The sequence below is a fragment of the Streptomyces sp. APSN-46.1 genome, assembly GCF_022815725.1.
Lineage (GTDB): Bacteria > Actinomycetota > Actinomycetes > Streptomycetales > Streptomycetaceae > Streptomyces.
The window spans coordinates 229,454-247,270 of sequence record NZ_JALGRF010000006.1; the positions used below are offsets into that span (position 1 = coordinate 229,454).

The 17,817-nt window shown below is 72.7% G+C and carries 19 protein-coding genes; 15 read left to right on the top strand and 4 right to left on the bottom strand.

The genetic code is table 11. From position 1 onward, the window contains the following. Positions 1–4: 4 nt before the first annotated feature. Both MTF65_RS19195 and coaA read right to left on the bottom strand, forming a co-directional pair. Positions 5–952 carry a DUF389 domain-containing protein gene (locus tag MTF65_RS19195; RefSeq protein WP_243629943.1) on the bottom strand — a complete coding sequence of 316 codons (948 nt, stop codon included), beginning with the start codon at positions 950–952 and terminating at the stop codon, positions 5–7. Between the two features lie 24 nt (positions 953–976). After that, on the bottom strand, positions 977–2,011 hold the full coding sequence (coaA, locus tag MTF65_RS19200) for a type I pantothenate kinase (protein WP_374207260.1): 1,035 nt from the start codon (positions 2,009–2,011) through the stop codon (positions 977–979). Positions 2,012–2,320: 309 nt separating this feature from the next. Between coaA and MTF65_RS19205 the strand changes: the two genes are divergently transcribed. The 8 genes from MTF65_RS19205 (at position 2,321) to MTF65_RS19240 (ending at position 10,553) form a co-directional block, all read left to right on the top strand. Beyond that, the gene (locus MTF65_RS19205; protein ID WP_243629945.1) at positions 2,321–3,058 is read left to right on the top strand and encodes a hypothetical protein; all 738 of its coding nucleotides are present in this window, start codon (positions 2,321–2,323) and stop codon (positions 3,056–3,058) included. A 106-nt stretch (positions 3,059–3,164) separates the two neighbouring features. Next, entirely contained in the window at positions 3,165–5,012 is a 1,848-nt protein-coding gene (gene glmS, locus MTF65_RS19210; protein WP_243629946.1) for a glutamine--fructose-6-phosphate transaminase (isomerizing), read from the top strand. Positions 5,013–5,024: 12 nt separating this feature from the next. After that, complete coding sequence (locus tag MTF65_RS19215) at positions 5,025–5,393, top strand: holo-ACP synthase (RefSeq protein ID WP_243629947.1); 369 nt, start codon at positions 5,025–5,027, stop codon at positions 5,391–5,393. A 97-nt stretch (positions 5,394–5,490) separates the two neighbouring features. Then, positions 5,491–6,888 (top strand): NAD(P)H-hydrate dehydratase, encoded by a 1,398-nt coding sequence (locus tag MTF65_RS19220; protein WP_243629948.1) that lies wholly within the window; start codon positions 5,491–5,493, stop codon positions 6,886–6,888. 308 nt (positions 6,889–7,196) lie between these two features. After that, the gene (alr, locus tag MTF65_RS19225; protein ID WP_243629949.1) at positions 7,197–8,333 is read left to right on the top strand and encodes an alanine racemase; all 1,137 of its coding nucleotides are present in this window, start codon (positions 7,197–7,199) and stop codon (positions 8,331–8,333) included. After that, on the top strand, positions 8,330–9,664 hold the full coding sequence (locus MTF65_RS19230) for an alpha/beta hydrolase (protein WP_279399292.1): 1,335 nt from the start codon (positions 8,330–8,332) through the stop codon (positions 9,662–9,664). Before alr ends, MTF65_RS19230 begins: the two co-directional genes overlap by 4 nt. Continuing rightward, positions 9,636–10,196 (top strand): tRNA (adenosine(37)-N6)-threonylcarbamoyltransferase complex ATPase subunit type 1 TsaE, encoded by a 561-nt coding sequence (gene tsaE / locus MTF65_RS19235; protein WP_374207261.1) that lies wholly within the window; start codon positions 9,636–9,638, stop codon positions 10,194–10,196. Before MTF65_RS19230 ends, tsaE begins: the two co-directional genes overlap by 29 nt. Positions 10,197–10,382: 186 nt before the next feature. After that, entirely contained in the window at positions 10,383–10,553 is a 171-nt protein-coding gene (locus MTF65_RS19240; RefSeq protein ID WP_243629952.1) for a hypothetical protein, read from the top strand. 83 nt (positions 10,554–10,636) lie between these two features. Here the strand turns inward: MTF65_RS19240 and MTF65_RS19245 are convergent, their stop codons facing one another. Then, complete coding sequence (locus MTF65_RS19245) at positions 10,637–11,206, bottom strand: hypothetical protein (RefSeq protein ID WP_243629953.1); 570 nt, start codon at positions 11,204–11,206, stop codon at positions 10,637–10,639. A 131-nt stretch (positions 11,207–11,337) separates the two neighbouring features. Between MTF65_RS19245 and tsaB the strand changes: the two genes are divergently transcribed. From tsaB to MTF65_RS19270, 5 genes are read left to right on the top strand one after another with little or no spacing between them, the layout of a single operon-like run. Next, positions 11,338–12,015 carry a tRNA (adenosine(37)-N6)-threonylcarbamoyltransferase complex dimerization subunit type 1 TsaB gene (gene tsaB / locus MTF65_RS19250; protein ID WP_243629954.1) on the top strand — a complete coding sequence of 226 codons (678 nt, stop codon included), beginning with the start codon at positions 11,338–11,340 and terminating at the stop codon, positions 12,013–12,015. Positions 12,016–12,053: 38 nt separating this feature from the next. Next, positions 12,054–12,557, top strand: a complete 504-nt coding sequence (gene rimI, locus MTF65_RS19255) for a ribosomal protein S18-alanine N-acetyltransferase (protein WP_243630034.1) — start codon at positions 12,054–12,056, stop codon at positions 12,555–12,557. Continuing rightward, positions 12,550–13,707: a tRNA (adenosine(37)-N6)-threonylcarbamoyltransferase complex transferase subunit TsaD gene (tsaD, locus tag MTF65_RS19260; RefSeq protein WP_243629955.1), complete on the top strand. Its 1,158-nt coding sequence runs from the start codon at positions 12,550–12,552 to the stop codon at positions 13,705–13,707. The genes rimI and tsaD overlap by 8 nt, the downstream gene beginning before the upstream one ends. Continuing rightward, positions 13,704–13,976 (top strand): hypothetical protein, encoded by a 273-nt coding sequence (locus MTF65_RS19265; RefSeq protein ID WP_243629956.1) that lies wholly within the window; start codon positions 13,704–13,706, stop codon positions 13,974–13,976. The genes tsaD and MTF65_RS19265 overlap by 4 nt, the downstream gene beginning before the upstream one ends. A 29-nt stretch (positions 13,977–14,005) precedes the next feature. Further along, entirely contained in the window at positions 14,006–14,626 is a 621-nt protein-coding gene (locus MTF65_RS19270) for a hypothetical protein (protein ID WP_243629957.1), read from the top strand. On the opposite strand, the gene MTF65_RS19275 is transcribed toward MTF65_RS19270, so the two are convergent. Further along, positions 14,616–15,824 (bottom strand): THUMP-like domain-containing protein, encoded by a 1,209-nt coding sequence (locus tag MTF65_RS19275; protein WP_374207256.1) that lies wholly within the window; start codon positions 15,822–15,824, stop codon positions 14,616–14,618. The two genes, MTF65_RS19270 and MTF65_RS19275, sit on opposite strands and share 11 nt — an antisense overlap. Before the next feature lie 90 nt (positions 15,825–15,914). Between MTF65_RS19275 and MTF65_RS19280 the strand changes: the two genes are divergently transcribed. Next, positions 15,915–16,868: a polysaccharide deacetylase family protein gene (locus MTF65_RS19280; RefSeq protein ID WP_374207257.1), complete on the top strand. Its 954-nt coding sequence runs from the start codon at positions 15,915–15,917 to the stop codon at positions 16,866–16,868. A gap of 14 nt (positions 16,869–16,882) precedes the next feature. Continuing rightward, the gene (locus MTF65_RS19285; RefSeq protein WP_279399294.1) at positions 16,883–17,752 is read left to right on the top strand and encodes a polysaccharide deacetylase family protein; all 870 of its coding nucleotides are present in this window, start codon (positions 16,883–16,885) and stop codon (positions 17,750–17,752) included. Positions 17,753–17,817 lie beyond the last annotated feature (65 nt).

Below are 17,817 nucleotides of genomic sequence, written 5' to 3' on the forward strand. Positions count from 1 at the left end.
GGCCTCAGCCCTTGGCCCCGCGGACCCAGCGGCCCTGCTGCGTCCGCCACAGCGCTTTCTGCCCGTACAGGGTCAGGATGCCCGCCAGCATGATCCCGCCCAGGTTCAGCAGGAGCTGCTCCGCCGAGCCCCACATCTGGCCGAACTCTCCGTAGCTGAGGGCCACGGCGGCGTTCGCGCCGGCCGGGACGGTGGTCACGGAGATCGCCACGCCGACCAGCGCCCCGGACTTCGCCGAGGTCAGGGAGAGCACCCCGGCCATGCCCGCCAGCAGCGAGACCACGAAGGAGAACGGGTCCGGCTGCCAGATGAAGCCGGTGTTCGGGCGGGGCCTGTCGAGCATGCCCGCGTGGAACTGGCCGATCGCGTCCATGCCGAGGCTGAAGACGGTGGTGGCGATGATCGCCGCGGCGAAGCCGATCAGCAGGGCGCTCAGCGACCGCAGGGCGAGCCGCGGCTCGCGCTGCACGACCCCGACGCACACCCCCGCGAGCGGGCCGAACTCCGGGCCGACCGCCATCGCGCCCACGATCAGGATCGCGTTGTCGAGCACCACACCGCAGGCCGCGATCATGGTCGCGAGGATCATGAACGCGCTGTAGGTGATGGTGAGGGTGGACTCCTCGTGGGTGGCCTCGGTCAGCTGCTCCCACAGCACGGCGTCGGCGGCCTCGCCCGGTGCCTCCTTCTCGGCTTCGTCGGCCCGCCGGGACATGGACAGGTCGATGTTCTCGACGGCGATCGAGCCGTCCTTCTCGATGCCCAGCTCCTGGAGCTCGTGGAGCAGCTCGTCCCCCGCCTCCCGCGCGACATCGCACAGCACCAGGTCGCCCCGGGGGTCGCGGGCGGCGCCGGGCAGCACGACGAGATGGGCGGTGCCGACCGTCGACTCGATGACCGATACGGCGGCCTCGGTCCGGTCTGCCGGGATGATCAACCGAAGGTGCAGCATGCCCGCACCCTAAAGGGTGAGCGGTCAGAGCTTGCGGAGGCTGAGCTTTTGCACCTTGTGGTCCGGACCCTTGCGGACGACGAGCGTCGCGCGGCCGCGGGTCGGGGCCACGTTCTCCAGCAGGTTGGGCTTGTTGATGGTGCGCCACATGGTCTGCGCGTACTCCAGGGCCTCCTCCTCGGAGACCTGGGTGTACTTGCGGAAGTAGGAGAAAGGATTCTGGAACGCGGTCTCGCGGAGCTTCCGGAACCGGTTGAGGTACCAGCGCTCGATGTCCTCGGGACGCGCGTCCACGTACACGCTGAAGTCGAAGTAGTCGGCGAGGCCGACGCGGGTCCGGCCGTCCGTGCCGGGCAGGGCCGGCTGGAGGACGTTGAGCCCCTCGACGATGAGAATGTCGGGGCGGCGCACGACGAGCCGCTCGCCCGGGACGATGTCGTAGATCAGGTGCGAGTAGACCGGGGCCGTGACCTCGTCCTTGCCGGCCTTGATGTCGGCGACGAAACGGGTGAGCGCGCGGCGGTCGTAGGACTCGGGGAAGCCCTTGCGGGCGGTCAGGCCGCGCCGCTGGAGCTCCTTCATGGGGTAGAGGAACCCGTCGGTGGTCACCAGCTCGACACGGGGGTGCTCGGGCCAGCGGGCGAGCAGGGCCTGGAGCAGACGGGCCACGGTGGATTTGCCGACGGCCACGGAGCCGGCGACGCCTATGACGAAGGGGGTGCCCTGCTGGGCGCCGTGGCCGTTGCCCGCGTCCCCGAGGAAGGTGTTCAGGGTGCCGCGCAGATTGCTGGTGGCGCCCACGTAGAGGTTGAGGAGGCGGGAGAGCGGGAGGTAGACGTCCCGGACCTCGTCGAGGTCGATGACGTCTCCGAGCCCGCGCAGCCGCTCGACCTCGTCGGCGGTGAGGGGCAGCGGGGTCCGCTCGCGCAGGGCGCTCCACTCGGCCCGGGTGAGGTCGACGTAGGGGGAGGCGTCGGGCGTCCGGCGGGGACCGGGGCGCTCGGGCCGGTCGGGACGCTCCGTTGCGCTGTCCGACGTGCTTCGTGGCGGCGAAGTGATCACAGGGCCATTGTCGGGGCTCGCGGGCGGTTGTGGGTGGTGGGGTCTGTCACGTACGGGGGCCCTGTGGGGCCCCGCGGGTGGGTGGTAGGGGGTGGGTCTCGATGGGGAAGCCGCTGGATCTCGCGTGCATCACGATTGAGGGGGATGGACGGAAATCGGCCACCTGGGGTCCGGTTTTACCCGTACATTGCGATCACCGCAGCTCAGAGGGCGCCCCCGCCGTGCGTGGGGTGGTGCTCACGGCTGCCCGGTCGCTGTCATGCCGCTGTTCTGTCGCCTTTTCGCGCCTTCCGGGGGAGATCTTCCGTGCGTACCGCTCTTGTCCGTCGTGCCGTCCTGACCGCTTCCGCGGCCTCGCTGGCGCTGCTCGCCACCGCCTGCACCTCCTCCGGCGAGGCCGGCCCCAAGGCCGACGCCAAGGCCTCCGCCAAGCCGTCGCCCTCCGCCTCGCCGACGCCCGAGGCCAAGGCGCTCACGGCCGCCGAGCTGGAGAAGGCCACGCTGGCCGACGGCGACGTCCCGAAGGTGAAGATCGAGAAGGCCGGCGCCGACGACGTGGCCAAGGCCGCCGAGGTCAGCAGCGACAAGCCGGAGTGCCAGCCGATCGCGCTGGTCGGCAGCCTGGCTCCGGTCGGCAAGCCCGTCACCACCACGGAACGCGTCGGCGCGACCGAGCCGACCGACCCCACCAACCTGTTGAGCATGACCATCACGGCGGTCCAGCTCCAGTCGTACGACGGCAAGGGCGCCGAGGAGGCGCTGGCCTCCCTGAAGACGGCCGGCCAGGCCTGCGCCGGCGGGTTCGTCGTCACGGCCAAGGGCGAGAAGACCACGATCAAGTCGCTGGTCCCGGCCACCGACGCCGCCGGCGACGACTCCGTGGCGTGGACCGTCACCATGGTCCAGGACGGCGAGACCATGAACAGCCGGCTGGTCGTCCTGCGCAAGGGCAACAACCTGGCGTCCATCCAGCAGGTCAAGTTCGAGGGCAAGGCCCAGACGCCGCAGGACTTCATCGACGCCCAGCTCAAGAAGCTCGGCTGACCTTTCCCAACTGGGCGTCAACCCCGCTCCGGCGCATTCGCCGGGCGGGGTTTTCGTCTTGTTCAGGTACCTGGCCAGAGCCCAACGGGGGCGTACCCTGCGGCGTATGTGCGGAATTGTGGGTTACGTGGGGGCGCAGTCAGCGCTCGATGTGGTCGTCGCCGGACTCAAGCGGCTGGAGTACCGCGGCTACGACTCGGCCGGGGTCGCCGTGCTCGCGGACGGGGAGCTCGCCACCGTCAAGAAGGCCGGAAAGCTGGTCAATCTGGAGAAGGAACTGGTCGTGCACCCGATGCCGGCCAGCTCCACGGGCCTCGGGCACACCCGGTGGGCGACCCACGGTGGGCCCACCGACCTCAACGCCCATCCCCATCTCGACAACGCGGGGCGGGTGGCCGTCGTCCACAACGGCATCATCGAGAACTTCGCCGCGCTGCGCGCCGAACTGGCCGAGCGCGGGCACCGGCTGGAGTCCGAGACGGACACCGAGGTCGTGGCCCACCTGCTGGCGGAGCGCTTCTCCGCCAGCGGGGACCTGGCGGAGGCCATGCGGCAGGTGTGCCGGCGGCTGGAGGGCGCGTTCACGCTGGTCGCGGTGCACGCCGACGCGCCGGACGTGGTGGTCGGCGCGCGCCGGAACTCCCCTCTGGTGGTGGGCGTTGGAGAGGGTGAGAACTTCCTCGCCTCGGACGTGGCCGCGTTCATCGCCCACACGCGGTCCGCGATCGAGCTGGGGCAGGATCAGGTCGTCGAACTCCGCCGCGACGGGGTCTCGGTGACCGACTTCGACGGTTCGCCCGCGTCGGTTCGGGCGTACCACGTGGACTGGGACGCCTCGGCGGCCGAGAAGGGGGGTTATGACTACTTCATGCTCAAGGAGATCGCCGAGCAGCCGAAGGCTGTCGCCGACACCCTCCTGGGCAGGATCGACGCGAGCGGCCTGCTGACCCTGGACGAGGTGCGCATCCCCACCTCGGTGCTCCGGGAGGTCGACAAGGTCGTGATCGTGGCGTGCGGTACGGCGTACCACGCGGGCATGATCGCGAAGCTGGCCATCGAGCACTGGACCCGCATTCCGTGCGAGACGGAACTGGCGAGCGAGTTCCGCTACCGCGACCCGATCCTGGACCAGCGGACGCTGGTGATCGCGATCTCGCAGTCCGGCGAGACCATGGACACCCTGATGGCGCTGCGGCACGCGCGCGAGCAGGGAGCCAAGGTGCTGGCCGTCTGCAATACGAACGGGTCGACGATCCCGCGCGAATCGGATGCCGTGCTGTACACGCACGCCGGTCCGGAGGTGGCCGTCGCCTCGACCAAGGCGTTCCTGACGCAGCTGGTGGCCTGCTACTTGGTCGCGCTGTACCTCGGGCAGGTGCGGGGTACGAAGTGGGGCGACGAGATCGAGGCGGTGATCCGGGAGCTGTCGGACATCGCCGGCGCGGTGGACACCGTACTGGAGACCATGGAGCCGGTGCGGGCGCTGGCGCGGTCGCTGGCGGACAAGAACACGGTGCTGTTCCTAGGGCGGCACGTCGGGTACCCGGTGGCGCTGGAGGGCGCGCTCAAGCTCAAGGAACTGGCGTACATGCACGCCGAGGGATTCGCGGCGGGCGAGCTCAAGCACGGGCCGATCGCGCTGATCGAGAAGGACCTGCCGGTGGTCGTCGTCGTGCCGTCGCCGCGCGGGCGCTCGGTGCTGCACGACAAGATCGTGTCGAACATTCAGGAGATCAGGGCGCGCGGGGCGCGGACCATCGTGATCGCGGAGGAGGGCGATCAGGCGGTGGTGCCGTACGCCGACCACCTGATCCGGATCCCGGCCACGCCGACACTGCTGCAACCGCTGGTGGCGACGGTGCCGTTGCAGGTGTTCGCATGCGAGTTGGCGACGGCGCGGGGGAACGAGGTGGACCAGCCGCGTAATCTCGCGAAGTCGGTGACCGTCGAATAGAGGCTTGTTGTTGTGATTATCGGTGTGGGGATTGACGTTGCCGAGATCGAGCGGTTCGGCGCCGCCCTGGAGCGGACGCCTCATCTGGCGCAACGGCTGTTCATCGACGCCGAGTTGACGCTGCCGAGCGGCGAGCGGCGCGGAGTCGCCTCGCTCGCCGCCCGGTTCGCGGCGAAGGAGGCCCTGGCCAAGGCGCTCGGCGCGCCCGCCGGGCTGCTGTGGACGGACGCCGAGGTGTACGTCGAGGACAGCGGGCAGCCGAGGCTGAGGGTGTCGGGCACGGTCGCGGCGCGGGCGGCGGCGCTGGGCGTGAAGTCCTGGCACATCTCACTGAGCCACGACGCCGGGGTGGCCTCCGCCGTGGTGATCGCCGAGGGGTAAGCGGCCTCGGGGAAGTGGGGCACGCCTCCACGCCGGACGACGCGGAAACGCACCCCACTTCCCCGAGGGGGCTTGGCGGTTCGGGCAGGCTGGTGGCATGCGTACTGCTTACAGCGTGGAGACCGTACGGGCCGCCGAGCGCGAGCTGATGGCCAGGCTGCCGGAGGGCGCCCTGATGCGGCGGGCGGCGGCCGGGCTGGCCGCCGTGTGCGCGGGGCTGCTGCGCAGGGTGTCCGGGGCGCGCGTCGTCCTGCTGGTGGGGCCCGGGGACAACGGCGGGGACACCCTCTTCGCGGGGGCCCGGCTGGCGCGGCGCGGGGCTGGGGTGACGGCCGTCCCCATGGATCCGGAGCGGATGCACGAGGGCGGGCTACGGGCGCTGCTGGCCGCCGGGGGCCGGGTGGCGCCGGCGGTTCCCGGGCGGGCGGACCTCGTACTGGACGGGCTCGTCGGGATCGGCGGGCGGGGCGGGCTGCGGCCGGCGGCCGGGGCGCTGGTGGAGCGGATTCCGCAGGGCGCGGTGGTGGTGGGCGTGGACCTGCCGAGCGGGGTGGACGCGGACACCGGGGAAGTGCCGGGGGCGGCGGTGCGGGCCGATGTCACGGTGACCTTCGGGGCGTACAAGCCGGGGCTGCTGATCGACCCGGGGGCCTCGCGGGCGGGGGCGGTGCGGCTGGTGGACATCGGGCTGTCGCTGCCGGAGCCGGAGGTGGAGGCGTTGCAGCACGCCGAGGTGGCGGGGCTGCTGCCGGTGCCGACGGCGTCGAGCGACAAGTACCGGCGCGGTGTGGTCGGGGTCGTCGCCGGGTCGGCGCAGTACCCCGGGGCGGCGGTGCTGGCCGTGGCGGGGGCGCTGCGGGGCGGCGCGGGCGCGGTGCGGTACGTGGGGCCGGCGGCGGACGCGGTGCTCGCGCGGTACCCGGAGACGCTGATCGGGCGGGGCCGGGTGCAGGCGTGGGTGGTCGGGCCGGGGCTGGGGGCGGAGCGCGCCGCGGAGGTCGCGCGGGCCCTTTCGGACCCGGTGCCCGTGCTGGTGGACGCGGACGGGTTGCGCGGGCTGGACCCGGAGGTGCTGCGGGGGCGGCCGGCGGCGACGCTGCTGACCCCGCACGCGGGGGAGGCGGCGGCGCTGCTGGGGGTGGCGCGGGAGGCGGTGGAGTCCGCGCGGCTGGCCTCCGTACGGGACCTGGCCGCGCGGTACGGGGCGGCGGTGCTGCTGAAGGGCTCGACGACGCTGGTGTCCGGCGGCGGGGTGGTCCGGGTGAACCCGACGGGCACGCCGTGGCTGGCGACCGCCGGGAGCGGGGACGTGCTGTCGGGGCTGGCGGGGGCGCTGCTGGCGACGGGCCTGTCCGCGGTGGACGCGGGGTCGGTGGCGGCGTACCTCCACGGCCTGGCGGCCCGCCACGCGGCCTCCGGCGCGCCGGTCCTGGCTCAGGAAGTGGCCGCCACCCTGCCGGAGGCCTGGCGCCAATTGAGCCTCGCCGGCGTCTGAGCCGCGAGCCCGCACTTATCAGCCCCCGCCGGGCACACCCAGCCTCGCCGGCGTTCGAGGCGCGAGCCCCGGCAATTTCAGCCCCCGCCGGGCATCTTCAGCCTCGCCGGCGAGGCTGGATTTGGCGGACCCCCGGTCAAACACCGGCGAGGCTGGATTTGGCGGAGCCCCGGTCAAACGCCGGCGAGGCTGATTTGGTCGGCGAGGCTGGATGTGCCCGGCGGGTCTCGAACGTTGGCCGGCGGGGCTGGTGGGTTGGTTCGGGCTGTGCGGAGGCGGGGGGCGGGGGTTCTGAGAGACTGTGGGGGATGAACGAGACAGCGACGCGCGTGTACGCCGAGATTGATCTTGATGCCGTACGGCGAAACGTGCGCGCCCTGCGCGAACGGGCGCCCCGGGCCCAGGTGATGGCCGTCGTCAAGGCGGACGCCTACGGGCACGGGGCGATCCCCTGCGCCCGCGCCGCCCTGGACGCCGGAGCGGCCTGGCTCGGGACCGCGACCCCCGACGAGGCGCTCGCCCTGCGCGCCGCCGGGATCGACGCACCCGTCATGTGCTGGCTGTGGACCCCCGGCGGGCCCTGGCGGGAGGCCATCGAGGCCGGCATCGACGTCTCCGTCAGCGGCATGTGGGCCCTGGAGGAAGTACGGGCTGCCGCCCGCGCCGCCGGGCGCCCCGCACGCGTCCAGCTCAAGGCCGACACCGGCCTCGGCCGCAACGGCTGCCAGCCCGCCGACTGGGCCGAACTCGTCGGCGCGGCCGTCGCCGCCCAGGCCGAGGGCACCGTCCACGTCACCGGCGTCTGGTCCCATTTCGCCTGCGCCGACGAGCCCGGCCACCCCTCCATCGGGCTCCAGCTGGCCGCGTTCCGCGAGATGCTCGCGCACGCGGAGAAGGAGGGCGTCGAGCCCGAGGTCCGGCACATCGCCAACTCGCCCGCGACTCTCACCCTCCCCGAGAGCCACTTCGACCTCGTGCGGTGCGGACTGGCCGTGTACGGGGTGTCGCCCGCCCCCGAGATCGGCACCCCCGCCCAGCTCGGGCTGCGCCCGGCCATGACCCTCAAGGCCTCCGTGGCCCTCGTCAAGGCCGTGCCCGCCGGACACGGCGTGAGCTACGGGCACCACCACGTCACGGCGGCGGAATCCCACCTCGCGCTGATTCCCGCCGGATACGCCGACGGCATCCCCCGGCACGCCTCCGGGCGCGGGCCCGTGCTGGTCGGCGGGAAGACCCGTACCGTCGCCGGGCGCGTCGCCATGGACCAGTTCGTCGTCGATCTCGGATCCGACCAGGTCAGAGAGGGTGACGAGGCCGTCATCTTCGGGCCCGGGGACCGCGGCGAGCCCACCGCCGAGGACTGGGCACAGGCGGCCGGGACCATCGCGTATGAGATCGTCACCCGTATCGGGGGCCGGGTGCCCCGGGTGTACCGCAACGGCTGAGTGAGGACGGCGTGGGCGACGGTGTGAGCGAGAACTGGCGCAAGGCCGGCTGGGCCGGCTGGGCCGGCGCCGCCATCGGCGTCATCGCCGCGGGCGCGGCGGCCGGTGTCGCCGTCGAACGGCTCACCGTCGGCCGCGGCATGCGCGTGAAGGCCCGCCTCGCGCTCGACGCCGCCGGGGACTACGGATCCCTGCGCGGCACCGAGGGCATCACCCGCGCCGAGGACGCCACCGAGCTCTACTACGAGATCGACGAGCTGCCCGAGGAGAGCCGGAAGCGGCTGCTGCGCCGCAAGGCCCCGGCCGCGCCGACCGCCGTGTTCTGCCACGGCTACTGCCTCAGCCAGGACGCCTGGCACTTCCAGCGCGCCGCCTTCCGCGGCGTGGTCCGCTCCGTGTACTGGGACCAGCGCAGCCACGGCCTCTCCGCGCGCGGCCTCGCGCAGGCCGACGGCGAGCCGGTGACCATCGAGCAGCTCGGCCGCGACCTGAAGACCGTCATCGACGCCGCCGCCCCCGAGGGCCCGCTCGTGCTGATCGGTCACTCCATGGGCGGTATGACGATCATGGCGCTGGCCGAGCAGTTCCCCGAGCTGGTACGGGACCGCGTGCTCGGCGTGGCCCTGGTCGGCACCTCCAGCGGGGGGCTGGGCGAGCTCACGTACGGGCTGCCGCTGCCGGCGGCCGGGTTGAGCGCCGTACGCCGGATGCTGCCCGGGGTCCTCAAGGCGCTCGGTTCGCAGGTCGAGCTGGTCGAGAAGGGCCGCCGGGCCACCGCCGACCTCTTCGCCGGGACGATCAAGCGCTACTCGTTCGGCTCCCGGGACGTGGACCCGGGCGTCGCGCGGTTCGCCGAGCGGCTCATCGAGGCCACCCCGATCGACGTGGTCGCGGAGTTCTACCCGGCCTTCCAGGTCCACGACAAGTCCGCCGCGCTCCAGCTGTTCGCGGACCTCCCCGTCACCGTCATCGCCGGGGACAGCGACATGATCACCCCGGCCGCGCACAGCGAGGCCATCAAGGCGGAGCTGCCGACCGCCGAGCTGACCGTCCTGGAGTCCGCCGGGCACCTGATGATGCTGGAGTACCCGGAGACCGTGACCGGGCTGCTGGCCGACCTGCTGGCGCGCACCGGAGCCGTGGCCGCAGCGACTAACGTTGGCGGGCATGGAAGAAGTACCGCGAGAAGCACAGCAGGAACCGCAGAAGCAGCAGGAACCGCAGGAGCAGCGGGAACACCAGGTGCCGCCGACAACTCAGGCACCGCAGGGCCCTCAGGCGCCTCAGGCACCTCAGGCGGCGCTGGAAGTACCGCGCAGCCAGGCTCCTGACGCCGCCGCCCAGGCGCGCGTCACCGTCGACTCCCCGGACTCCATGCGGGAACTCGGCCGCAGGATCGCGGGCCTGCTGCGCCCCGGCGACCTCGTGCTGCTGACCGGTGAGCTCGGCGCCGGCAAGACCACCCTGGCCCGGGGCCTGGGCGAGGGCCTGGGCGTGCGCGGGGCCGTGACCTCGCCGACCTTCGTGATCGCCCGGGTGCACCCGCCGCTGGGTGACGGGCCGCCGCTGGTGCACGTGGACGCGTACCGGCTCGGCGGCGGGCTGGACGAGATGGAGGACCTGGACCTCGACGTCTCGCTGCCCGAGTCGGTGATCGTCGTGGAGTGGGGCGACAACAAGGTGGAGGAGCTCTCCGACGACCGGCTGCACGTGGTGATCGCGCGGGCGGTCGGCCACGAGGAGGTCCTGGACGACGTACGGGAGGTCTCGCTGCACGGGGTCGGCGCGCGCTGGGCCGACGGGGCAGGGCTGGAGAGCCTCTCCGTCTCCGTAGCGCTCTCGGAGCAGGCGCCGTCCGCGTAAACGTACCGACAACTCGTCGGGAAGATATTGCGCTGGTGGCAGGCGCCGTGGTCACATGGTACCGAGAGTTCCTTAGGTATACCTAAGTGAGGCGTCCCGGGCCCCCAGGAGGCAGCCATGTCGGCAGACGCAGCAGCGCACGGCGACGCTCGTCCATCCGTTCGGTCCGTTCGGTCCGTTCCGTCCGTGGTGTCCATGAGGGCGCTGCTCGCCGCGGGCACGGCCGCCAGCGCCGTGTCGACGCCGCCCGCGCGGGAGCGGGCATGCGCAGAGGCCGCCGAGGGCACTGCGGGCGCCGAGGGCGCCGAAGGCGGCCCGGAGACGGATCAGGCCGCCTCGGAGTCCGAAGCGGCCTGACGCGTTCCGAAACCCACGTACGGGTGAAGGCCGGTGATGAAGGCCGGGGGTCAAGCCCGGCCGGGCGGCGGCGGGGTCATCCGTCAGGGAACGACAACGATCTTCGAGTTGATCGTCGCGAAGGACCACATCGCGTCGCCGTCCGCGCGGGACATGCGGATGCCGCCGGTCTTCTTGCTCCGGTCGGGCTCCGGCATCGAGCCGTCCACGCGGGCGCTGAACCCGAGCACGACGCCCTCGGCCGTGCCGAACCGTACGACGTGCTCGATCGGCACCCCGTCCGAGCCGGTGCCCGCGCCCGCGCGCGAGCCGACCATGTAGCTGCCCGGCTTCGGGTGCACCGTGCTCGGCATCACCGCGAAGGACTTCGGCTCCCGGCCCGCCTCGCCCACCAGCCACACCCGCCTCAGGCTCACCGAGTACACGACGCGGTGCCCGGTGCCCGAGCCCTCCGGCACCGGCACCGCCTCGGCCGCCGGGCCCGGCTGGGGGGCCGCCGCGGCGGGCTGGCTCGGGGCGGGGCTCGCGGACTGTCCGGCGGCCTTCGGAGGGTGCGCGGGGGCCGAAGCGGAGGCCTGGTAGCCGAGGAAGCCGACGGCGGCGAGTGCCGCGACGGTGAGCCCGGCCACGATTCCCGAGCTGCTGCGTGCCACCTTGCTCCACCTCTCCACGCTGTTCTGCCTTGATCGAGTACCGCACCCGGCACCTCGGTCGAAAGGTAGCAGCCGGGGTGCCCCACGACCGTCCGCGCGGGCACCGGGCCCCGGAGTCGTAGGCTGTTCGCGTGCTCTTGCTCGCTGTAGATACCGCCACGCCCGCCGTCACCGTCGCCCTGCACGACGGCGAGTCCGTCCTCGCCGAGTCGAACCAGGTCGACGCCCGCCGCCACGGGGAGCTTCTGCTGCCCTCCGTGGACACGGTCCTCGCCGAGGCGGGAGTGAAGCTCGAAGCCGTCACCGGCATCGTCGTCGGCGTCGGCCCCGGCCCCTACACCGGGCTGCGGGTCGGCCTCGTCACCGCCTCCACCTTCGCCAGCGTCCTCGGCGTCCCCGTCCACGGCCTGTGCACCCTCGACGGCCTCGCGTACGCCGCGGGCGCCGCCGGCATCGAGGGCCCCTTCATCGTCGCCACCGACGCGCGGCGCAAGGAGGTCTACTGGGCGCGGTACGAGGACCCGCGCACGCGCGTCGGCGACCCCGCCGTGGACCGGCCGGCCGACATCGCCGAGCGGGTCGCGGGCCTGCCCGCCGTCGGCCAGGGCGCACGCCTGTACCCCGAGGTCTTCCCGGACGCCCGCGGGCCCGAGCACACATCGGCCGCCGCCCTCGCGGCCCTGGCGGCGGAACGCCTCGCGGCCGGGGCGGCGTTCGAAAACGCCGACGGCCTGCCCCCGACCCCGCTGTACCTGCGCCGGCCCGACGCCCAGGTGCCCAAGAACTACAAGGTGGTCACCCCGCAGTGACCGCCCAGCCCCCGTCCCCGGCCGTCCTGCTGCGCGAAATGCGCTGGTGGGACATCGAACCCGTGCTGGAACTGGAGCACGAGCTCTTCCCCGAGGACGCCTGGTCCGCCGGGATGTTCTGGTCCGAGCTCGCCCACGCGCGCGGCCCCGGGGCCACCCGCCACTACGTCGTCGCCGAGACCCCGGACGGCCGCCTGGTCGGCTACGCCGGGCTGGCCACCGCCGGCGACCTGGGCGACGTACAGACCATCGCGGCCGCGCGCGACCAGTGGGGCACCGGGCTCGGGGCCCGGCTGCTCACCGACCTGCTGCGCGCCGCCACCGCGTTCGAGTGCGCCGAGGTGCTCCTGGAGGTACGGGTGGACAACACCCGCGCCCAGAGGCTGTACGAGCGCTTCGGATTCGAGCCGATCGGCTTCCGGCGGGGCTACTACCAGCCCGGCAACATCGACGCGCTCGTGATGCGCCTTTCCGATCCCGCCTCCTCCCTCTCCCCGCCCCCGACATTCCAAGACGCCGTAAGAAGTGAGACCCATGGCTGACGAACCGCTCGTCCTCGGCATCGAGACCTCCTGCGACGAGACCGGCGTCGGCGTCGTCCGCGGCACCACCCTGCTCGCCGACGCGGTCGCGTCGAGCGTGGACGAGCACGCGCGCTTCGGCGGGGTCGTGCCGGAGGTCGCCTCCCGGGCGCACCTGGAGGCGATGGTCCCGACCATCGAACGCGCCCTGAAGGAGGCCGGGGTCAGCGCCCGCGACCTCGACGGCATCGCGGTCACCGCCGGCCCGGGCCTCGCGGGGGCGCTGCTGGTCGGCGTCTCGGCGGCCAAGGCGTACGCGTACGCGCTGGGCAAGCCGCTCTACGGGGTGAACCACCTGGCCTCGCACATCTGCGTGGACCAGCTGGAGCACGGGCCGCTGCCGGAGCCGACGATGGCGCTGCTGGTGTCGGGCGGGCACTCCTCGCTGCTGCTGGCCCCGGACATCACCAGCGACGTACGGCCGCTCGGCGCGACCATCGACGACGCGGCGGGCGAGGCCTTCGACAAGATCGCGCGCGTGCTGCAGCTGGGCTTCCCCGGCGGTCCGGTCATCGACCGGCTCGCGCGCGAGGGAGACCCGAGGGCGATCCACTTCCCGCGCGGGCTGACGGGGCCGCGCGACGCGGCGTACGACTTCTCCTTCTCCGGGCTGAAGACGTCGGTGGCCCGTTGGATCGAGGCCAAGCGGAACGCGGGCGAGGACGTGCCGGTGCGCGACGTGGCGGCGTCCTTCCAGGAGGCCGTGGTGGACGTGCTGACGCGCAAGGCGATCCGCGCGTGCAAGGACGAGGGCGTCGACCACCTGATGATCGGCGGCGGCGTGGCCGCCAATTCCCGGCTGCGCTCGCTCGCGCAGGAGCGGTGCGACGACGCGGGGATCATCCTGCGGGTGCCGCGGCCGAAGCTGTGCACCGACAACGGCGCGATGGTGGCGGCGCTGGGCGCGGAGATGGTCAAGCGGAACCGGCCGGCCTCGGACTGGGACCTCTCGGCGGACTCCTCGCTGCCGGTGACGGACCCGCACGTGCCGGGCACCGCCAACGCGCGGGAGCAGGGGGACGGGAACGGTGACGGTCACTCGCACGGACACGGCCACTCTCACGACCATGACCACGTGCACGAGTTGAGCAAGGACAACCTGTACTCATGAGCACCGTCGCGCTGATGTGGGAGGCCCGGGCCGCCGACGGCCGGGGCAACGAGCTGCTGGAGTGGGCCCGTTCCCAGGTCCTCGCCCGGGAGCCGGTGCGCCGCGAGGTGTTCCGGGCCCCGCAGGACCGGGTGCTCGTGCTCACCTGGTGGGAGGCGCCCGAGGGGGTGGCGGCGGAGCTGCCCGAACTCCCCGAGCCCGCCCCCGACTTGATCGCCCGGGCGGTGCACCGCTGGCGCTTCGAGTCGGTGGAGGTCGACGAGGGCTGACGGCCCGGGATGTGGATATGGTCATGCGCATGCCTCGCCGTGACCTGCCGCCTCCGCCGCCCCCCGCGCACCTGCGCGCCTGGCTGGACGGGAACGCCGTACGGGCCGACCGTGCCCGCTTTCTGCGGGACCTCGGGCAACGCGCCCTGGGTGTCGGCCCGTTGCTGCTGCTCTGGGCCGTCTCGGCGGTCTTCGCGTTCGGCTGGTCCTTCGTCGGCATGGCCCTGATGGCCTTCGAGCAGGGGGACCCGTCCTCGTACCTGCTCGGTCTCGTCTTCGCCGCGCTCGGGGCGGGCGTCCTGGTCCCGGCCGGGTTCTGGTTCGCCTGGGGCGCCCGGCGGGACCGGCAGGTCCGGCAACTGCTGTGCGCCTGGGCGGAATCGGACCGGGATCCGGCCGTCGACGCCCTGGTGCGCGCTCCCTGGCGGAGCCTGACCTGGCTGCTGGCCTCCCTCGGGCCGGCCGCGCTCGGGCTCTGGCTGACCTTCGGCGTCGCCGTGTCGGCCCGGCCCGGCTCGGAGACGTACGCCGAGGTCACGTACTACATGGGCCTCGGCATGATCCTGTGGATCACCGGCCTGCTGGGCCTCGGCAAGGCGGGCGCCCACTACCGCTGGGCGGTTCGCGCCTTCGGGGCCCCTACGAGGTAGCCGCGGGAGCGGGGCCGGACGCGGACGCGGGCGCGGGCGATCCGATGAGCATCGACGGCGCCCCCGCCACCCTGGTCAGGAACACGGTCGCGGAGTTCGGGCCCTGCGGCTTGACCTTCTTGCGCAGCTCCTCGGGCTCGATGGCCGAGCCGCGCTTCTTCACCGTCAGGATGCCGACCTCGCGCTCGCGCAGCAGGGCCTTCAGCTTCTTCAGCCCGAAGGGCAGTACGTCGGTGATCTCGTACGCCGTCGCGTACGCCGTCGCGCGCAGCTCGTCGGCGGTGATGTACGCGATGGTCGGGTCGATGAGCCGGCCGCCGAGCTCCCGGGCGACCTCGGCGACCAGGTGGGCGCGGATCACGGCGCCGTCCGGCTCGTAGAGGTAGCGGCCGACCGGCCCGGCCTCGGGGTCGGGCAGCGGGTCGGCGGTCTCCAGGGTGCGCGGCCCGGGGAGCAGGGTGGCGCGTACGGTGCCGGGCGCGGTGCCGAACCAGAGCACGGCCTCCTTGACGTCCCCGGCGTCGGAGATCCACTCGGCCTCGGCCTCCTTCGGCACCGCCTCGTGCGGGATGCCGGGGGCGATCTTGATGGCGGCGTGCCGGGCCGTCAGGGCGGCCCCGACGGCCCATGACAGCGGCGGGGAGTAGCTCTCCGGGTCGAAGACGCGGCCGCGCCCGCCGCGCCGGGCGGGGTCGATGAAGACGGCGTCGTACGCGGAGGTGTCCACCTCCGTCACATCCGCCTCCCGGACGTCGATCAGGTCCGCCAGCCCCAGCACCTCGGCGTTGGCGCGCGCGACGGCGACGGTGAGCGGGTCGTGGTCCACCGCCAGCACCCGGATGCCGAGCCGGGCCAGGGCGAGGGCGTCCCCGCCGATGCCGCAGCACAGGTCGGCGAGCGACCGTACGCCGAGGGCCGCGAGCCGCTCGGCGCGGTACGAGGCGACCGACGCGCGGGTGGCCATCTCGCCGCCGCCGGGCGTGAAGTACATCCGGAAGGCGTCCTCGGCCCCGAACTTCGGCACCGCCCGCTCCCGCAGCCGGGCCTGCCCGAGCGCGGCGGAGACCAGGCCGGCGGGGTGCTCGCGGCGCAGCCGGGTGGCGACGGCCAGTTCCTGGGCGGGGTCGTAGTCGCGGAGCGAGTCGAGGAGGGCGCGGCCCTCGGGGGCGAGGAGCGCGGCGAAGTCTTCGGGGGTCACGGGTTCATTGTGGGCCAGCCGGTGGAAGGTCGGCGTCCGCTCGCGGTGTCGCCGGTGCCGCGTCGGAGGGTGGTGTAAGGATCCGCTGCTATGCAGCTAGTAGGACAAACGGGAAATCACAGGCAGTCTGGTCACCGGTCCGCAGCGCGCACGCGCGGCCGGTTCGGGGTGGTCTTGGCCGCGCTGCTGGTCGCCGGCCTGGGAACGGCGTGCGGATCCGCGGAGTCCGGAACGCCCGGCAAGGTCGAGAAGGCGAAGGCCGGCAAGGGCGCGGAGGCGGGCGAGGAGGCGGGGGCGGCCGGCGCGCTCGGCAACGCCGCGGAGCGGGCGAAGGCCAGGGCCGCCCTCGCCCAGCGCTGGGGCCTGGCCAAGCCGCCGCTCCTGGCCCCGGCGGCGCCGAAGACGAAGCCCCAGATCACCACGCGCGAGGGCTTCGAGGTGGAGGACGGCGAGGACCTGCCGCCGGTCTTCACCACCGTCCCGACCGAGGAGAAGGTCGTCTTCCTGACGATCGACGACGGCGCCGAGAAGGACCCCGAGTTCCTGAGGATGATGCGGGAGCTGAAGATCCCGTACACGGCGTTCCTCAGCGACTACCTCGTACGGGACAACTACCCGTACTTCAAGGAGATGCAGGCGGCGGGCGTCACCCTGAACAACCACACGCTCAACCACCGGTACCTGCCGGGGCTGTCGTACGAGAGGCAGCGCGCGGAGATCTGCGGTCAGCAGGACACGATCCAGAAGCAGTTCGGCAAGCGGCCGACGCTCTTCCGGCCGCCGTACGGGAACTACAACGAGGACACGCTGCGCGCGGCGAAGTCCTGCGGCATCAAGGCGGTCCCGCTGTGGAACGCCGAGGCGTTCACGAAGCGGATGGACTACCGCGAGTGGGACCGCGAGCTGCACCCCGGTGACATCATCCTCACGCACTTCCGCGGCAAGGAGGACTGGAAGGGCACGATGCCTGACATGATCCGTCATGTCATGAAGACCGTCACGGACAAGGGGTACGCCGTGGCTCGCCTGGAGGACTACTTGTGAGGTACGCGCGCCGGTTGGTAGCCGGAACGCTGGCGGCCGGCGCGCTCGCGCTGTCCCTGACGGGGTGCGGGAACAGCGTGGACCCGATTGAACGCCTGGGCCGCGAGGCCACGCAGAAAGCTTCGGAGGGCGCGGCCTCGCCCGGGCCCTCCGCTTCGGCCTCGCCGTCCGCGCCGGTCGCGGCGGCGGGGGACGAGGCGTACAGGAAATGGGGCCTCACGGCGCCGTTGACGTTCGCGCCGAAGCCCGACCGGAAGCCGCACGCTCCGTCGGCGGCGCCGGGGAAGGCCGCGGTGGTGGACCGAATACCCGTCCCGGCCGGGGAGAAGGTCGTCTTCCTGACCTTCGACGACGGCGCGGAGAAGGACCCCGAGTTCCTGAAGATGGCGGCCGACCTGAAGCTGCCGATCAGCATGTTCCTGACGGACAGCGTGGCCTCGTCGGATTACGGGCACTTCGAGCAGCTCCGCGACAACGGCAGCGGCAGCACGATAAACAACCACACGCTGACCCACCCGAACCTGAGGACCCTCTCCTTCGCGGCGCAGAAGAAGGAGATATGCGGTCAGCAGGACCGGCTGGAACAGCGCTTCGGCCACCGCCCACCGCTGTTCCGCCCACCGTTCGGCAACTACAACGACGACACCCTCAAGGCGGCGTCGGAGTGCGGCATATCGACGGTGGCGCTGTGGAAGGTGTCGATGCAGATCAACAACTTCCAGTACGCCGAGGGCTCGGCATTGAAACCCGGGGACATCATCCTGGCCCACTTCCGCGGCAAGGCGGAGCTCAAGGGCTCGACGGAGACCCAGATGACGACGCGGATGCTCCAACGGATCCAGGAGCAGGGCTACGCGATAGGACGCCTGGAGGACTACGTGTAGGGGGCGGGGCGGGAGTTCGACGGACGGGGGTGGGGCGGGATGTGGATGGTCGAGCGGGGTGAGGG

Coding starts and splice junctions, on each gene's coding strand:
- MTF65_RS19265 (WP_243629956.1), top strand. CDS start 13,704: ATGAGCACCGTCGCGCTGATGTGGGAGGCCCGGGCCGCCGACGGCCGG.
- rimI (WP_243630034.1), top strand. CDS start 12,054: ATGCGCTGGTGGGACATCGAACCCGTGCTGGAACTGGAGCACGAGCTC.
- MTF65_RS19195 (WP_243629943.1), bottom strand. CDS start 952: ATGCTGCACCTTCGGTTGATCATCCCGGCAGACCGGACCGAGGCCGCC.
- MTF65_RS19270 (WP_243629957.1), top strand. CDS start 14,006: ATGCCTCGCCGTGACCTGCCGCCTCCGCCGCCCCCCGCGCACCTGCGC.
- MTF65_RS19220 (WP_243629948.1), top strand. CDS start 5,491: ATGCGTACTGCTTACAGCGTGGAGACCGTACGGGCCGCCGAGCGCGAG.
- alr (WP_243629949.1), top strand. CDS start 7,197: ATGAACGAGACAGCGACGCGCGTGTACGCCGAGATTGATCTTGATGCC.
- glmS (WP_243629946.1), top strand. CDS start 3,165: ATGTGCGGAATTGTGGGTTACGTGGGGGCGCAGTCAGCGCTCGATGTG.
- tsaD (WP_243629955.1), top strand. CDS start 12,550: ATGGCTGACGAACCGCTCGTCCTCGGCATCGAGACCTCCTGCGACGAG.
- MTF65_RS19280 (WP_374207257.1), top strand. CDS start 15,915: ATGCAGCTAGTAGGACAAACGGGAAATCACAGGCAGTCTGGTCACCGG.